The organism is Flavobacterium sp. GL_143 (genome assembly GCF_057834355.1).
Window position 1 is genome coordinate 1,510,980 of sequence record NZ_CM174401.1, and the last position, 17,734, is coordinate 1,528,713.

Annotated in this window: 13 protein-coding genes; 6 read left to right on the forward strand and 7 right to left on the reverse strand. The window is 33.5% G+C overall.

What is annotated here, in order from left to right; genetic code table 11:
• Nucleotides 1-16: 16 nt before the first annotated feature.
• From AC3IPI_RS06440 to AC3IPI_RS06470, 7 genes are all read right to left on the reverse strand, one after another.
• Nucleotides 17-2,023 carry an MGH1-like glycoside hydrolase domain-containing protein gene (locus tag AC3IPI_RS06440; RefSeq protein ID WP_489157901.1) on the reverse strand — a complete coding sequence of 669 codons (2,007 nt, stop codon included), beginning with the start codon at nt 2,021-2,023 and terminating at the stop codon, nt 17-19.
• A gap of 151 nt (nt 2,024-2,174) precedes the next feature.
• Nucleotides 2,175-3,674, reverse strand: coding sequence for a RagB/SusD family nutrient uptake outer membrane protein (locus AC3IPI_RS06445; RefSeq protein WP_489157903.1), 1,500 nt, complete (start codon nt 3,672-3,674; stop codon nt 2,175-2,177).
• A gap of 21 nt (nt 3,675-3,695) precedes the next feature.
• On the reverse strand, nt 3,696-6,833 hold the full coding sequence (locus tag AC3IPI_RS06450; protein WP_242667413.1) for a SusC/RagA family TonB-linked outer membrane protein: 3,138 nt from the start codon (nt 6,831-6,833) through the stop codon (nt 3,696-3,698).
• A 768-nt stretch (nt 6,834-7,601) separates the two neighbouring features.
• A complete protein-coding gene (locus AC3IPI_RS06455; protein ID WP_035618292.1) occupies nt 7,602-8,258 on the reverse strand; it encodes an aspartate kinase in 657 nt (218 codons plus the stop codon).
• A 117-nt stretch (nt 8,259-8,375) separates the two neighbouring features.
• Nucleotides 8,376-8,735: a YraN family protein gene (locus AC3IPI_RS06460; protein ID WP_086893641.1), complete on the reverse strand. Its 360-nt coding sequence runs from the start codon at nt 8,733-8,735 to the stop codon at nt 8,376-8,378.
• A gap of 174 nt (nt 8,736-8,909) precedes the next feature.
• On the reverse strand, nt 8,910-9,809 hold the full coding sequence (locus AC3IPI_RS06465) for a S66 peptidase family protein (protein WP_409417928.1): 900 nt from the start codon (nt 9,807-9,809) through the stop codon (nt 8,910-8,912).
• 116 nt (nt 9,810-9,925) lie between these two features.
• Entirely contained in the window at nt 9,926-10,942 is a 1,017-nt protein-coding gene (locus tag AC3IPI_RS06470; RefSeq protein WP_489157906.1) for an XAC2610-related protein, read from the reverse strand.
• 175 nt (nt 10,943-11,117) lie between these two features.
• Between AC3IPI_RS06470 and AC3IPI_RS06475 the strand changes: the two genes are divergently transcribed.
• The 6 genes from AC3IPI_RS06475 to AC3IPI_RS06500 all read left to right on the forward strand — a co-directional run bounded on the left by AC3IPI_RS06475 (nt 11,118) and on the right by AC3IPI_RS06500 (nt 17,723).
• A complete protein-coding gene (locus AC3IPI_RS06475) occupies nt 11,118-12,191 on the forward strand; it encodes an endonuclease/exonuclease/phosphatase family protein (RefSeq protein WP_489157908.1) in 1,074 nt (357 codons plus the stop codon).
• Between the two features lie 147 nt (nt 12,192-12,338).
• Nucleotides 12,339-12,878, forward strand: coding sequence for a 3-hydroxyanthranilate 3,4-dioxygenase (locus AC3IPI_RS06480; RefSeq protein ID WP_039113634.1), 540 nt, complete (start codon nt 12,339-12,341; stop codon nt 12,876-12,878).
• Between the two features lie 145 nt (nt 12,879-13,023).
• A complete protein-coding gene (locus AC3IPI_RS06485; protein ID WP_039117053.1) occupies nt 13,024-13,950 on the forward strand; it encodes a magnesium transporter CorA family protein in 927 nt (308 codons plus the stop codon).
• A 229-nt stretch (nt 13,951-14,179) separates the two neighbouring features.
• Nucleotides 14,180-15,073, forward strand: coding sequence for a CorA family divalent cation transporter (locus tag AC3IPI_RS06490; RefSeq protein WP_039117052.1), 894 nt, complete (start codon nt 14,180-14,182; stop codon nt 15,071-15,073).
• An 85-nt stretch (nt 15,074-15,158) separates the two neighbouring features.
• On the forward strand, nt 15,159-16,712 hold the full coding sequence (gene amaB, locus AC3IPI_RS06495) for an L-piperidine-6-carboxylate dehydrogenase (RefSeq protein ID WP_086893646.1): 1,554 nt from the start codon (nt 15,159-15,161) through the stop codon (nt 16,710-16,712).
• Nucleotides 16,713-16,910: 198 nt separating this feature from the next.
• Nucleotides 16,911-17,723: a hypothetical protein gene (locus tag AC3IPI_RS06500; RefSeq protein WP_489157912.1), complete on the forward strand. Its 813-nt coding sequence runs from the start codon at nt 16,911-16,913 to the stop codon at nt 17,721-17,723.
• Nucleotides 17,724-17,734 lie beyond the last annotated feature (11 nt).

Here is a 17,734-nt window from a genome sequence, read left to right on the forward strand (position 1 = left end):
ACAATCAGTTGTTTAATTATTTATCTTCTAAAAGTAGCATTAAATAATGTGATGCCGACCAGCTAAAGTTAAAGGCTTCCATTCCTTTTCCTGTAAGCGGTTGGTAATTTTCTCTTATAGATGTGCCTTTGTCTAAAACTCCTTCTGCGTTATGAATGAGTTTATGTGCTAATTGGTTTGCTTCGGTTGTGTAACCATATTTTTCCAATCCATTTATTCCAAAATAACTTTGGTCAAGCCAAATTGGTCCTCTCCAATATCCGCGTTCTGGTTTAAACTTCGGGTGGTTTGCTGCCAATGTTGGTAAAGGAACAAAAGTGTTGAAAATAGTTGGATTCATCATGTTTTCTTTCATCGCTTTGGTTTGTTCAGCAGTAGCAACCTCAGCCCAAATAGGCAAATATCCTTCGCATCCCATTGCTTTTATCAATGTTTTACCGTCGATTGTGGTATCGTAATACCAACCTGTTGCCGGGTCCCAAAATTGAGTTTGGATTTTAGCTTTTAATGCTACACTTTCGTCTTGCCATTTTTTAGCTTCTTCATTCAATTTTAAAACTTGAGCCATTTTATTTAAATAGTTCTTTTCGGCATATAAGAACGAGTTTAAGTCAACACTTTCCTGATCTAAAGAATAGGCTTTATCTCCGTTTTTCAGTATTTTGCTATCGTCAAAACGTACCGCATTGTCCATTCCGCTTTCCCATTTTGCAGCAACCAATGTACCATCTGTAGAACCAAATTCACATATTCCGTCTTGGTCATGGTCACGTTCTTTGTACCACCAATTGTGATATGATTTTAATTTTGGATAAAACTCTTTTATAAAATCAGCATCTTTAGTTTTTTCATAAATTTTCCAGATTGCCCATGCTGCAAGTGGAGATTTTGTGTTACGGTAATTGTTTTCTTCTATTAGATTATTTCTGTAAATACAATCCGGAATAAATCCGTTTGGTTCCTGATAATCAAATAGAGCACGCATTTGGTCTTTTGCTAGTTCAGAATCATAATTGGCAACTGCAACTGCATGTTTCCAACTATCCCATGCCCAAAAGCCATGAAACCACTCATAATTGTAACTCGGGAAAAGTCCACCGTGTTTTAAACCTTCGGCAGCAATTCGGGTATTGTTTTGTAATGTAAGTACCAGTTTAGCTACTAAATCAGAATAAGTATTGTCTTTGTAAATCGCTTTTTTCTTGGCAATTAATTGTGCCAATTGGGTTTCTTTTTCTTTTTGTGTGTTTTTAAGTAGTGTGTTGAACGTTGTTTTTGCTATAACTTCATTTTCATTTTTCCATGAGTATTGTGGGAAAATAAAGGATTGAGAAACAACTATTTCTTTAGTTTCATTTGGTTTTAATGTTAGTTTTTCTGTTTGAGTTTTATAACCTTGTTTTGTGATTTCAATTTGTGGTGTTGTATTAAAAAACTGAATGTAACCTACAGAAGTACTTTTCGTGGAAACGATTTTTAATGTTTTACCATCTTTAGATAACTGTAAATCATCTAAAAACATGTTAGAATTATAGGAAGGATAAAGAGTTATCGTTTTCCCAGATTTATTAGTAATACTTGTTTTTTGTAATGCCGAATGTCCTGATAAAAAAACAAGTTGTTGTTTTATCTCTAATTTCTCGTTTTTAAATTGTTGTTCGAGGTGGCTATTGTAGCTGTTTTGACTTACTAAAGCCTTTTTCCAGTTTATAGCTTGTTGTTTGTTCTCGTCATTAAGTTGTAAGGAAACAAACGAGGGACTTAACCAAACTCCGTTTTGTTCTGTCATTAAAAATGGACCAGAAAAACCACCTTGAACTTCAGATGGTTCTAGAAATCCGAATCCGAACCAAGCGCCTTTATCCGAGAAAACTAATGATTCTCTATCGGTTGCATTTGCTGGGTTTCCTTTGTAGTTTATGCTGTTTTTTGAAGATTCTAAAATCGGAAAGTCTTTTTGTGCCCAACTGGATTGTAATATAAAAAAGAATGAAAGAATAAAAAGTGTTTGCCTTTTGCCCATGTTATTTCGTTTTTTATTGAATGTTTTTGGTTTTGAGATATATTTCTTTTTTTAAAGTAGTGATTAATAGGGAAATACGAAATCAGTAGATAAAAAGAATAGCCCAAGAAATATAGGGCTATTCTTTTAAAAATTAAAATGATTCAATGGATTAATTTGTTTGTAATTCTGTTAATGGTATTGGATAAAAATTGTTTTTTGATGCATCAAAACCTGTACGGCCTACAGCATCAAGTGCCGCTTTTGTTTTTCCCCAACGACGTAAGTCATAAAAGCGATAGTTCTCTAGTGGGAATTCTAGTATTCTTTCGTGTTCGATTTGTGCTTTTACCTCACTACCTGTTGTACCAGTCATTGCAGGCATATCGGCTCTGTCACGAACTTTGTTAATATATGGGATTGCTTCGGGTGTACGACCTAATTCGTTTAAAGCCTCAGCTTGCATCAATAATACATTTGAATAACGCATAAGCGGAATGTTGATTGCTGTAAATTCCTGATCCATTTTTTCCTGAGTACTTGGTATGAATTTTCGGAACACAGGTTTGTCGGCATCGCCAAATCTTTCATCATAAGTAGTTCCTAATACTCTTGGGTTATCTGGGTCATTAAAATAAGGATCTTTAAAGAAAAGCGTGCTATAAATACGAGAATCATAATTTCCTGTAGTGGCTATTTTTCCTTCTTTTTTAAATTCATTTACAAGCATTGTACTCGGAAGAATTTCGTCCCATCCGCCAAGTTCTGCAGCACCCATCCAATAATGTAGTGCATTACGATAGAATGCTCCATTGGCAGTTGTTTCTGAGAATTGAAGTTCGAATATAGATTCTTTGGTGTTCTTATTAGTTCCGTCAAACATAGACACATAATCTTTAACCAAATCATATCCTTGTACTTTGTTTAATGCGGCAAGAGATTCGTTTAAGTAGGTTTGTTTTTGAGCCGTTTCTTCATAAGCTCTGGTTAAATAAGCAAACCCTAAATAACTATTGGCAGCTCCACTAGTAGCACGACCTGTTTTGTCCTGAGATTGTTTAAGAGGCAATATTGCAGCTACAGCTTTAAATTCACTTGTAATAAAATCCCAAGCTTCGGCACGTGTAGATAATGGTATGTTTAAATCACTTTCTTTAGTAACATACTTACTTCTAACATAAATTTGTTCCCAGTTAAGCAGCAATTTCATGTGATAATACGCACGCAAAAAACGAGCTTCAGCTTCTATTTGCGCTCTGTCGGCATCGGTAATAGTTGCTGCTGGAATTTGTGGTAACTTATCAATAACCTGATTGGCATTACTAATTCCTCTATAATTGATTCTCCAATATTCAGTAAACTGGCTATTACCATTTGTGTAGGTAAATGTTGAAAGTTCTACCCAGTTTGGGTAATTTAATGCATCACTTCCTAAATCACAAATGTCTTCACGATATGCCTCAACGGGCCATTTTACTTCGGCAAAATACCATTCACTTGTAGCAGCTTCAAGTTGAGAATATGTTGCAGCCAGAGCAGATTCAGCATCAGATTTGTTCCTCCAGAAATTCTCTGAGGTAAGTTGGTCGGGCGATTGTTGGTCTAAATAGTCACTGCAACCAGTGATTGTGAATAAACCTATAACGGATAATATAAAAAATATCTTGTTCATGATTATGTTTTTATAATAGTATTAAAATATATATTGAACACCAGATACAAATGATCTTGTAAATGGGTACACAAAACGATCTACTCCTGTATTAAGAACTGTGTCGCGTGAGAATTCTGGGTCAATACCGGAGTAATTTGTAATTGTAAATAGGTTCTCGACACTTACGTAAAATCTAAGCTTATCTATTTTTGCACCACCTAACATTTTATTAGGTATTGTATATCCTATTTGTAACTGACGCATTCTTATAAAATCACCACTTTCTAAGAAACGATCAGATTCGCGACTGTTTCCGTTAGGATCTTGTAGTACCGCACGAGGAGTATTACTAGGATTTTCTGGTGTCCATGAGTTAAGCGTTGTAGCCAACATGTTGGTTCCTGAATTCATAGATTCGTAAAAATATCTGTTTCCGTTATATAATTTGTTACCCCAACCACTTCCTATCAAAGCAGAGAAATCGAATCCTTTATAACTAGCGCCTAAACTAAGGTTAGCTTCCATTTTTGGCAATCCTGTTCCTGCGTATGATTTGTCATTTTCGTCTATAACACCATCTCCGTTTAAATCCTTGAAGCGAATATCTCCTGGTTGTGCATTCGGTTGTAATAAAACACCATTTTTGCTATGAGCATTTACTTCATCTGTAGATTGGAAAATACCATCGGTTCTGTATAAGTAGAATGCACTAATTGGGCTTCCTACACGTGCTTGAGTAGGGAAATGTTCTGTGCCAAATTTTAATCCTTGTCCGTAAATAGTCTGCCCTTCGTTTGCAAGAGATTCTACGTTGTTTTTAAGCGTTGTAAAGTTAAAGCCTACGTTGTATTTAAACTCATCGATTTGATCACGATAATTAACTTCAAGTTCAAATCCTTTATTGCTAATTTTACCTACGTTAAGTGTTGGATCATCTACTCCAGCAGATGGAGCCAGTTTTTTTGTAATCAATAAATTATCGGTTACATTATGGTAGTAGTTCATAGAACCGCTAATTTTTCCGTTTTTAAGTGTAAAATCGATACCAATATTCTTAGAGTCTGTTGTTTCCCATTGTAAGTTTCTGTTCTCTAATGCTGTTGCAATACTTCCTGGCCATGGGTTACTTCCGCTTCCTTGTACATAACCTGAGCCTAAAGTGTTTCCTGTTTTAATTAATGTATTTGCAGAGTAATATCCTAAGGCAGCTTCGTTACCTAATTGTCCCCAGCTAGCACGTAATTTTAAAGTTGATATAATGAAATCTTTAGGGAAGAAATCTTCTTTTTCTATTTTCCATCCTAATGCTATAGATGGGAAAGTTCCCCAACGGCTGTCTTCGCCAAATTTAGAAGAACCATCTTTTCTAACTGTCATTTGAAGTAAATAACGATCATTAAATGAGTAGTTTAATCGGCTAAAGAAAGAAACACGGTTGTATTGATATTTTGAACCATCCGCAGAAAATGTTCCTCCTTTACCAGCTCCGATAGTTGCAAAACCTGGATCTAAAAACCCAGACGGACGATCAATCGATACTAATTGTCCATTCTCTACAGAATAATCGGTTGTTTTTCCTTCTACAGTTACTCGATTCCAGTTAGACGAAACTCCGTTTATAGTATTACCAAGCATTAATCCAAAAGAATGTTTTCCAAAAGTTTTATCAATTGTAATAATGTTATCTAATATTTGTTCATCCCAATGTGTTCTTAATTCTTCTTGTGAAGCATATTGATGTATTTCTTTAGGATTGGCAATGTATGGAGGGAAATGATAGGTTTCCTGATTGTTTTTTACACGGTAAGAGTACGCTATTTTATATTTTAACCAAGAGGTAATGTTTGCAGTTATGGCAATATTTGCAGTTAAATCTTGTCCTTTGTTCATTCTATCTCTAAAATGTTCTTCGGCAACTGGGTTTGTACCAGCTGGTAAACCATTTTTGTTTGATAATCCATAGCCATAAGGTTCGTCAGCGTCATAAACAGGCACTAATGGTGACATTGTATATACTTCTTTTAACTGAAATGTTGGCTGTGCATTTTGTGTTCCTATAAATGCCATTTTTCCATCTACATCAAAGATTGATTTTTTGAAACTAACTCTTGCGCTGGCAGTTTGTTGGCCAAAATCATTATCGATTACAATTCCTTTTTGCTTTACATAGTTACCATATAATGCAAACTTAATATCGCCTTGTCTTCCTTGGATACCTAAACCGTAATTTTGAGTAAGTCCAGAACGGAAAACCTCATCTTGCCAATCAGTATCGGTTGTAGATGGTGCGCTTATATATGCAGGAAGAGGTTTAGGAGAAGTAGCATATTTATTATATTCATCGTACATTCTTTTGTGTACGGTTTTGTATTCATCTGCATTTAATAAATCCAATGTTTTTGATGGATTAGTGATGCTTAAAAATGAACTAAAGTCTACTTTTATTCCTTCTTTCTGACCGTTTTTGGTTGTAACAATAATTACACCATTGGCAGCAACAGATCCGTAAATTGCAGCAGCTGCACCATCTTTAAGAACCTCAATAGATTCTATATTTGTTGGGTTAACTGTGTTGATGTTTCCTTGAAAACCATCAATAATATAAAGCGGTTCAGTAGCTCCAAAGGTATTTACCCCACGTATTTTTACGCTTACATCAGCACCTGCAACACCACCTGCTTTTTGCACATTTACTCCAGATACTAAACCTTGTAATGCTTCGGCTGGATTTGTTGTAGCTCGTGTTTCAAGACTTTCTTTCTTTACAGATGAGATAGCTCCGGTAACATTACCTTTCTTTTGAGTACCATAACCAATCACGATTACCTCGTTAAGTTTATTGGTTTCTTCTTGCATGGATACATTAATCTCACTGCGATTATCAAGAGGTTCAGTTTTCTCTATAAAACCTACATATGAAAAAACAATAGTTTGATTTGTACCGCTTGGTGTATACGTTAATGAGTACGACCCATCAAAATCGGTTGCAGCGTTGTATTTGGTTCCTTTTATAGATATACTAACACCTGGTAAGGTGTTGTTCTTATCATCTGTAACTTTTCCAGAGATAGTTTTTTTTGCCTGACTTTCCTGCGCAAGCAGGGTATTAGGCAGCCAAAAAAGGAGAATGATCGGCATTAGAAAAGGCTTCCTAAGTAAGTTTTTTAATTGTTTCATTGGTGTTAGTTTTTGGTTTCTGGTTGTGGTTAAGCTTTTTTATTCTATTTGGGTGGTTTTGTCTGTCGTGGTTATTAATTTTTTGTCATTATGAATGGGTTTTACTTTTAAAAAAGTGATATTTATTTTTTTGAATGCTTTTTACTAAGAATAATGAAATTCAAATTTAGAAGATTGTATATATAAAATACACCAGTACCTACCAGTTTGTTTTTGATGCTTAGAAAAAAGTGTGCCAAGTGTGCCATTTTATCAAGTGATAAAATCAGTAGATTGTTGAGGTTAGAAAATCAAAAAAGAGGAATGATTTTAAATACTCATAAATTAGTAAAGAGGAAACTAAAATGGAGTAAAATTTGATTGAATGACGAAAAAACATAAGGTTTTTCGTTGTAATATTAAGTGAAATGTGTTAGGGTGAATATTTTAAAGTAATCTCTTAAATGTAATTTTTTTGTTTAAATACTGTTTTTTTGAAATTATTCTGTAGTCGAAGTAAATTTTTAAGTATGAGTTTTAGTACAATTAATAGTTAGAATCTATTCTTTTTTAATACTAAAAGTTTTAACGGGAGAACTGTTTATTCTTTTCGGATTGATTCAAAAATAACCCTACCAGTACAAATCAGTTTGATTTTTTGGTGGCAATGTTTAAAGGCGCTTTTCTTTTCCTCGTTTTATATGTTACAAGTATTGAGAAGTATACATAAAAAAATCCCTTTTTCAACTTTTAAATTGGAAAAGGGATTTCGGTATATTTATTAAGAATCTAGTTCTTCAGGTCTTTAATTACTTTAAAAGCGATATCTACCTGATCTTCGCTTACTAAAATGGTAAATTCATTTGAAGTCGAAATTACTTCGTTGATTATAATTCCTTCCCAAGCTAAGCGTTGGAAAATGAAATAGTAAATTCCAGGAACGACAATGTTTTCTTTTGGTAGTTTTACAGTAATTGAAGCTAAGTTGCTCAATTTCTGGATTAATTTTTCGCGAGCAAAATGTTTTTCAACTAATTGATTTATACTGCTGCTAACTACAATGTTAGTTTCATTTACACCACGAGATGAGGTATAAAATATATCTGATAATGTATTAATATCCGAAATTAAATCAGCTTGTTTGTTTAAGACAGTTTCTGATGCTGCAAAAGTGTAATCTGTAAGTTCTGAGCGTACCGTAATTTCACCGATATTCTTGATTACTTTATTGATTTTGTGGTTTAATTTAAAATCTAATTCTTCCGTTAAACGCTTTAAAGACATTACTACAGCACCTTGTTTTACTTCTTTGCCAAACTCGCTTTCTAATTCTGTCATTATATTTCTAGACAATGAGGTCAGATTAATAATGCCGAGTGATAATGCATTTAATAAAAAAGGCTTCGTTTTGATGTAATTTTCTACGATGGAGGAAACAGTTTTCATAATTTTCTGGTTTTTTACTAATTTAGTGTGGTTGGTTTAGTTAGTTGTTGTGTTATATTTTTTTACAAATATAAATTAAAAAACAATTTGTTACAATTATAACAATAAAAAATTATGTTAAAAATGATAAAAAGCATCTATAAGATGTTCAACCACAAATGATTCCTTATTTTTATGGATTCCGATGATATCAAAACGAACTTCAAAATCTATTTCCCTATCGTTTATGTAGGCATTTACTGCTTTTACAAGAAGTTGGATTTTTTTTGCATCGACAAAATCTTGTGGTGAGCCAAAATCTAAACTCGATCTGGTTTTTACTTCTACAATTGCCAAGATATCTTCTTTGGTAGCAATAATATCAATTTCGGCTTTTTGGAAAGTCCAATTTCTATCTAGAATTTTATAACCGTTTTGTTGGAGATATTCCACAGCAAGATTTTCTCCTTTTTTTCCGAGCTCATTGTGTTCAGCCATTTTTTTTAGTTTTTAGAGGTTAGTATTCAGTTTCGGTCTCAGTTTTTTTTTATACTAATAGTTTTCACGCAAAGACGCAGAGTTGCAAAGTTTGAATTAGGTTTCTTTGCGACTCTGCGTCTTTGCGAGATTGTACTTAATTAAATAGGTATTTAGACTAGGTAATCGTTTATATTATTTATTAAAAACAAGTGTGCTTCCTGATGCATTAACTTCTATTGTTACGGTGCTTCCCATTACCAATGCTCTATTGTCTTGAATATGTCCTGCAGGGAAATTAAAGATTACGGGAATATTATATTTCTTGGTAACATCATCAATGATTTCTAAGGCGTTTTTTCCCCACGGAATATCGTTGTCTTTCATTTTTGTCATTGCTCCAATCACTATTCCCTTTAGGTTTTCGATACAACCATTGCGTTTAAGGTTCATCATCATACGATCGATATGGTATAGATATTCATCTAAGTCTTCTATAAATAGTATTTTATCCTGACAATCGATAGCCGATTTCGAACCTAATAAACTATATAGTATAGATAAATTACCTCCAACTAATTCTCCGGTTGCTTTACCAAATCGGTTCATAGGATCTGGCGAAACAGCATAAGATATTGGATTCCCAAATAAAGCCATTTGCATAGTTGCAATTGCATCTGGAGTGGCACGCGGGATACTTACTGGCATAATACCATGAATAGATTTATACCCCATCGTGTTTAGATGATTGTGTAAAACGGTAACATCACTAAAACCAATAACCCATTTAGGATGTTGTTTGAATTTTGTGAAATCAAGTAAATCTATCATTCGAACGGTTCCGTAACCACCGCGAACACACCAAATAGCTTTAATATTTGGATTGTCCATCTGATGTTGAAAATCGGCTGCACGTTGTTCATCGGTTCCAGCAAGCTGATTGGTGTCTAAACCTATTGTGCTTCCTATTACAGCTTCTATCCCCCAGCTTTTAAGCAAGTCTATTGTAGGTTTTAAATTATCATCGATGTTTTTTCTAGCTGTTGCTACAAGTGCTACAGTATCGCCTTTTTGTAAGTAAGGTGGTGTTATCATGTTTTGTTGAGATTGACAGGTGAATGATTGTAATGCTATAATAAGAAATGCGAATTTACAAAAAGCAAAATGTTTCTTGATGTATCGGAATTGGTTTGTGTTCATGTTTTTTATCTTTAGTTTACAACAACATTGTCTAGTTGTGTTGTAGTTATATCCGTTAGTTTGCCTTTTTTGGTTGTACTGTTTCCAATCCAGTTATATATTTTTCCGCCAGTATTTATTGTGATTCCGATAGAATCGTTGTTGTCATATATGGTATAAACAACATCTTTATTCTGGAATGTAACGGTATTGTTCTTTTTGTCAAGAGTAAAATCGGGGTTCTGATAAACTGTATTTATAGGATAAGAAAACTCAACTTCATCATTTTTATCAATTAAAACATAATTAAGCGTGCGGTCGTTGATATTAAATAAAACAACTCGCTTCTGATTTTTATCGACTGTAAAGGATAGTATGGTTTTTATACCATCTTCATCAAGATTAATCGTCCTTTTTGATGTTAGTACCATTTTTTTGCCATCCCAATTTTCTTCGCTATAATTATTATAAGGATATCCCATTTGGTCTTCTTCAACTATCTTGACTACTTTCGGTTTGTTATTCTCGACAATAAATTCCGAGAACTGATGCCAGCAACATCCGCTTTTTGTCATTACGCTTATTTTCTTAGTCTTATAATCTACCTGAAACATTCCGCAATAATTTTGAGCAAGTGCTGTAAATTCGGGACTGAATTTAAAACCATTTTTAGTTCCTAAATATATTTTAAAAGAAGGGCCGTGGTAGCAACTGTTTTGTCCGTCTTCGATAGCAAAATCTTTAATTCCGTCAAAATTGTAATCCTCATACATTATTGAACTTTGTTCGCCATAAGGCAACTGTTTTATGTTTGCAAGTGCTTTTCCGTCATGTAAACTCAGTGCCAGTTCTTCAGCGGTTACTTTTATAATTTGTTTTTGGGATTTAGTATCATAAATCGCAACCCAGCCTTTAGAAAAAACTTCGGATGTATCTGCGATAAATATCTTTCCGTAATAATCCTTCGAAAAGTTATTTACTTTAAAAGTGACTTGTGCAAAAGTAAAGTTGAATAAAAGGACGAGTAAAGTTGTCGCTAAAAGTTTCATTCTATATTAATATTATAAATGTCAATCCCTTGTATTTATGGGATAAATTAGATTTTGTAAAACAAAGATAGCCATTATCAAAAGTAATTTAAAATATCTTAATTAAATGAATTAGATTTATAATTGAAAGAAATTTCTTTAATTTAAAAGTTTTCCTTTTTTAATATGAATTGCTATGAGAATAATTACCTTTTCTATCTTTATATTTTTCAATTTATTGATGACACAATTACACGGACAAACAAAAAAGTATACGATTCATACAGTGGCTTTTTATAACCTCGAAAATCTTTTTGATACAATAAAGAATCCGTATATTCTGGATGACGAATGGACGCCAAATGGGACACGACATTGGACATCTAAAAAATATTTTAAGAAATTAGACAATCTTGCCAGAGTGTTATCCGAAATTGGAACGCCAGAAAATCCTAATTCACCAACTTTTATTGGTTGTGCCGAAATAGAAAATAGGGGAGTTCTGGAGGATTTAATAAAACAACCTAAATTAATAGATAAAGAATACGGAATCATTCATTTTGACTCGCCAGATCAACGCGGTATCGATGTGGGGTTACTATATCAGAAGAAACATTTTAAACCAGTTTCGTTTTCGAATACTCCGCTTGTTATTTATAAAAAACCAACAGAAAATAGTGTCGATACAATCGCGAATAAAAAGAATCGGGTGTTTACAAGAGATCAATTACTTGTAACGGGATTTCTGGATGGGGAGGAAATTAATATAATTGTAAATCACTGGCCGTCACGTTCTGGAGGAGAACAAAAATCGAGTCCGTATCGTGAAGCAGCCGGTGCTTTGAACCGAAAAATAATTGATTCCTTGCAGCAAATAAATCGCAATGCCAAAGTTATTACAATGGGCGATTTAAACGATGGACCTTATAACAAAAGTGTAAAAGTTGCGCTTGGCGCGAAAGCCAATAAAGCCGATGTTCCAGAGTTTGGTGTTTACAATCCCTTTGAAGATATGGCAAAGAAAGGAATGGGAACTATCGCTTATCGGGATTCATGGGATATTTTTGATCAAATCATGGTTACGGAATCTTTAATTAAGTCCGATTTTAGTTCTTATCGATTTTGGAAAGCTGGAATATTCAATAAATCGTATTTGATACAAACTTCTGGTCAATACAAAGGATATCCGCTTCGACATGCGACAACCGAAGTTGGTTACAGTGACCATTTTCCGGTTTATGTTTATCTTATTAAAGAGATGGGTTTTTAGTTGCAGTTACAGTACCAGTTTACAACTGAAAACTGCGACTGGTACTGCGAACTGATACTGAACACTGGTACTAAAAACTGTGACTGAACATCGAGACAGCGTACTTTTTATTAACTTAGCACCTTAGTAACTTAGCACCTAAAAAATATGGCTATAGCAAAACCATTCAATCTTACTAAATGGATTGATGAAAACCGTCACTTACTTAAACCACCAGTAGCAAATAAAAATTTATATACTGAATCTGGTGATTATATTGTAATGGTTGTTGCGGGACCTAATGCCCGAAAAGACTATCATTATAATGAAACCGAAGAGTTGTTTTACCAACTAGAGGGAAGTATAAAAGTTATTATTCAGGAAGATGGTGAGCGCAAGGAAATGGAATTACATGCGGGAGATATGTATCTTCATCCTGCTCGTGTACCACATTCTCCAGTACGCTCAGAAGGTTCTATAGGTTTGGTAATCGAGAGAAAACGTGCCGGGAAAGGATATAAAGACGGATTGCTTTGGCATTGTGATAATTGCAATCATAAATTATACGAAGTGTTTTTTGAGCTTCATAATATCGAGAAAGATTTCTTGCCACACTTTGAACATTTTTATAATTCTAAAGATTTGAGAACCTGTACAAAATGTGGAACTGTAATGGAATCTGATCCAAGATTTATAGCCAAAAAATAATTCTGAGTTTTCTATTTAAAAGGTATACTTTTGCAAAAAAAAATAAATTATCCACATGGACGATTATTATTCGAGGAAGAAGAAAGATAAACAGAAATAGTTGTTGCATAATGCATGCGCTATTTCTATAATAACGTTTTGCATTATGATTACCTTTTACAAAAACAACAACGGATTATTCCCTACAGAAAACCGTGAAAACAACAAATGGATCAATGTAGTTTGCCCTACTCAGGAAGAAACTAAATTTTTGCTCCAGGAGTTACAAATTCCAGAAGCTTTTTATAACGATATTGAAGATATCGACGAAAGACCTCGTATAGAAATCGAAAACGGTTGGTTTCTTATCATCTTGCGAATTCCTTTTAAGAGCAATGATGCAAAATTACCTTTTAATACAGCACCTTTAGGATTGATGTTTAAAGACGATGTTTTTGTATCGCTTAGTTTTCATCAAACCGAGATTTTACCCGATTTTGTTTTATATACCCAACGGAAAAAATCGGATATCAGTAATCATTTCGATTTGGTTTTAAAATTGCTTTTGTCTTCAAGTATTTGGTTCTTAAAATACTTAAAGCAAATCAATCAACGTATTCGATTGGCGGAGGATAACCTTGAAAAATCAATCAAAAATGAAGAATTACAAGCATTACTTCAAATAGAAAAATGTTTGGTTTTCTTTATTACTTCCCTTAAAGGTAACGATATGTTGTTTCACCGAATTAAGAATCTTAAAAATCACAGAGATGATTTTGATCCTGTTTTAGTCGAAGATGTCGAGATTGAGTTACGTCAAGCGGAAGAAACGACAAATATCTACAGCAATATCCTGACCGGAATGATGGATGCTTATGCATCTGTAATCTCCAATAACTTAAATGTTATCATGAAAAGGTTAACTTCTATTTCGATAATATTGATGATTCCAACATTAGTGGCGAGTTTATACGGGATGAACGTTCCTAACAATCTTCAGGAAAACAATCACGGTTTCTTTATCATATTACTGATTTCATTATTAATATCAATTTGTGGTGTTTTCTTGTTCAAGAAAAAGAATATGTTTTAAGCCCGTTATGTAATTTTACAATAAAAGGTATAGATATTCTTTCACGCAGATTTCACAAGATTTAAGCTGATATACGCAGATTTATTTACTTATAAATCTGCTTGAATCTGTAATATCTGCTTGAAACAAAAATCATTTTGTTTGTTTTAAATCCTTAATCGTAACTTTATAGGTTTAAAATTAATTACGCCTAATAGGTTCAATCTTAATTAAAAAACTAAATAGTATAATGACTAAAAATATCTCCGAGAAAACATTTGAATCGTTTAATTGGCTCGACATAAAAGGACCTACTGAAACACAATTAGAAGATGTTGCTAAAAAGTTTGATCTAGAGGTTTTTCCAGTCAAAGATTCGGTGGAACATGGGCATTTACCTAAAATTGAAAAGATTAAAAACTTTGATTTTATCATTTTAAGGGCTTATACGGCAAATGAGTTTGATAACAATTCTACAGTAGAAGAACTGTCAAATAAAGTTGCTTTTTTTTATAATGAAAAGCAATTGATTACGATTCATAGAACAGCATTTCCTTTTTTGGAAGATATTCACAAATCAGATTTTAAGTTTAAATCGGTTTACGAATTACTTATTCATATTTTTAAAGAAATCGTACAAACTTATAATGTACCCTCGCAATGGCAAACGGATCAGGTCGATGAAGTTGAGAAAACGATCTTCCTGAAAAAGGAAAACAAAATTTCGCTGGAAGATTTGTATTTCCAGAAAGCTGAAACAAGGATTAGTAAGAAGTTATTGGTGCTTACGCAAAATGTAATCAATAAGATTCATGTTCCAGACGAAAATTTATCGGCACTTGAGGATGTAAAAGATAATCTCGTTAAGCTCATCTTAGCCTATGAGGAAGCGATGGAGGATGCGATAAATTTAATGAACACTTTCTTGTCTGTAACAGCGCAGAAAAATAATGATGTGGTTAAACTATTAACAGTTTTCTCTGCTTTTTTCTTGCCTTTAACCTTTTTAGTTGGGGTTTATGGGATGAATTTTAAATTTATGCCAGAATTGGAGTGGAAATATGGTTATTTGTACGCAATTATTTTTATGTTTGTCATGTGTGTTTTTATTTATATCTGGTTTAAAAAGAAAAACATTATGTAACCACACGTAATAAAATTTTAATAGATAGATAAATTCAAATATATTTACATAAAAAAATATAACAATTTCTAACCAAAAAGTTACAATGATAACAATAGCAGAGCAATTCGGAATGAAAGACGCATTGGCGCAATTGGGTATAAAAGCCATAAACGAAGGAACATCTACCGGAATAAATAATTTTTCTTCAGGTGATATTCTTGAAAGCTTTTCGCCAGTAGACGGAAAATTAATAGCATCGGTAAAAACATCTACAGCTGCCGATTACGAAAAAGTAATGCAAACAGCGACTGAAGCATTTAAGACATTTAGACTTATGCCAGCGCCACAACGTGGAGAAATCGTACGTCAGTTTGGAGAAAAATTACGTCAGAATAAAGAAGCTTTAGGTAAATTGGTTTCTTACGAAATGGGGAAATCATTACAAGAAGGATATGGTGAAGTTCAAGAGATGATCGATATTTGCGATTTTGCAGTAGGATTATCACGTCAGCTTCACGGATTAACAATGCATTCAGAGCGTCCAGGACACCGTATGTATGAGCAATACCACCCAATGGGAATTGTTGGAATTATTTCGGCATTTAATTTCCCAGTGGCAGTTTGGTCATGGAACACGGCTTTGGCTTGGATTTGTGGAGATGTTTGCGTTTGGAAACCATCAGAGAAAACACCTCTTTGTGGTATAGCTTGCCAGAATATAATTGCTCAGGTAATTAAAGAGAACAATCTTCCAGAAGGGATTTCTTGTTTAATTAATGGAGATTATAAAGTAGGAGAGTTAATGACTGCAGATAAACGTATTCCTTTAGTATCAGCTACAGGTTCTACTCGTATGGGTAAAATTGTTGCGCAAACTGTTGCAGGACGTTTAGGTAAATCATTATTAGAGTTAGGAGGAAATAATGCAATCATTGTTACTCCGGATGCAGATATTAAAATGACTGTGATTGGTGCTGTTTTTGGAGCAGTAGGAACTGCAGGACAACGTTGTACATCTACACGTCGTTTAATTATTCACGAAAGTATTTATGACAAAGTAAAAGATGCAATTGTTTCTGCTTACAAACAATTACGTATCGGAAATCCTTTGGACGAAAATAATCATGTTGGTCCACTAATCGATACTCACGCGGTAGCGATGTATGCAAATGCTTTAACTAAAGTTGTTGCCGAAGGAGGTAAAATCCTTGTAGAAGGTGGCGTACTTTCTGGAGAAGGTTACGAAAGTGGATGTTATGTAAAACCCGCTATTGCTGAAGCTGAAAATTCATTTGAAATTGTACAACACGAAACATTTGCTCCAGTTTTATATTTGATTAAATATAGTGGAACTGTAGAAAATGCTGTTGATATTCAAAATGGAGTTGCTCAAGGTTTATCTTCTGCAATTATGACTAATAATTTGCGTGAAGCAGAGTATTTCTTATCTGTAGTAGGATCTGATTGCGGAATTGCAAACGTAAACATCGGAACTTCTGGTGCTGAAATCGGTGGAGCCTTTGGTGGTGAAAAAGAAACTGGTGGAGGTCGTGAATCAGGTTCTGATGCATGGAAAATATATATGCGTCGCCAAACCAATACGATCAATTATACTACAAGTTTGCCATTGGCACAAGGAATCAAATTTGATTTGTAAGATTAGAATCATTTATATAAAAACCGCTTTTTTCCATATTATTTGGAAGAAGCGGTTTTTTTTATTGCATAATTTATAGTGTTTTATTTAAATTCGCATTTAAGTATGAAATTTTTTGTTATTTCTGATGCTGTTTTGGGTAAATAGTAGCAGAAATAATAATAGAGTAACCAAATAATATTTTGAAAAATTATTAAAATGAGTTTGATTTTTTTAGCAGGGCTTACTCCTTATGGATATGGATTTTTAGGAATATTGGCACTGTCTTTTTTAATTGCTTATGTGTGGCTTAAATCATCGGGCAAAAAAGAAAAGATGGGATGTCTCTCCGTCGGATTAACAGCTCTTGTTATTTGGTTTGCTTTAATGTTTCCTGCTTCTATATCTTTTTCGATTATAGAGAATGGGGCAAAAATTGCACAGATAGGAGTGGCTATTTTTTGGTCTATACTTTTAGTTTTGGCAGCATTCATTGTATTCAGCAAGAATAGAACGAGAGTTAAAAAAGTGCTTCTTACGATTTTTAAATACGTTTTGTTTTTAATAGTGCTAGGATTGTTTTTAACGATGGTTGGCGGCTTAGCTTATTTTGTTTATTTAAGGCTTTTTACTCATGAAAAAGATGATTCTCCTATTTGGGTTGCTTTCTTATGTATCTTTTTCTTGGCATCACTTATTTTGGCTGCTATTGGCCTTGTAATTCAAACTAAAGAAGGTAAGAAAAAAGAAAAGACCACTTTTTATAAATTAGAAGAAGCAAAGCTAAAACCCGATATGGTAGTGGAGTTAAATTTAGCTAATGCCAAAATAGATGAATTTCCCGTAGCGATTTTACAATTTAAAAATATTAAGTTTCTGACTTTAAGTAATAATAATATTAGTGAAATCCCCAACGAAGTAAATAAATTGCAGCAATTAATAGGTTTGGATCTAAGTGGTAATCCTATTTCTGATGTAGAAAGAAATAAGATTCGTAAGTTGCTTGCTAATCAGGTCGAAATAGTGTTTTAATAACTTCTAAA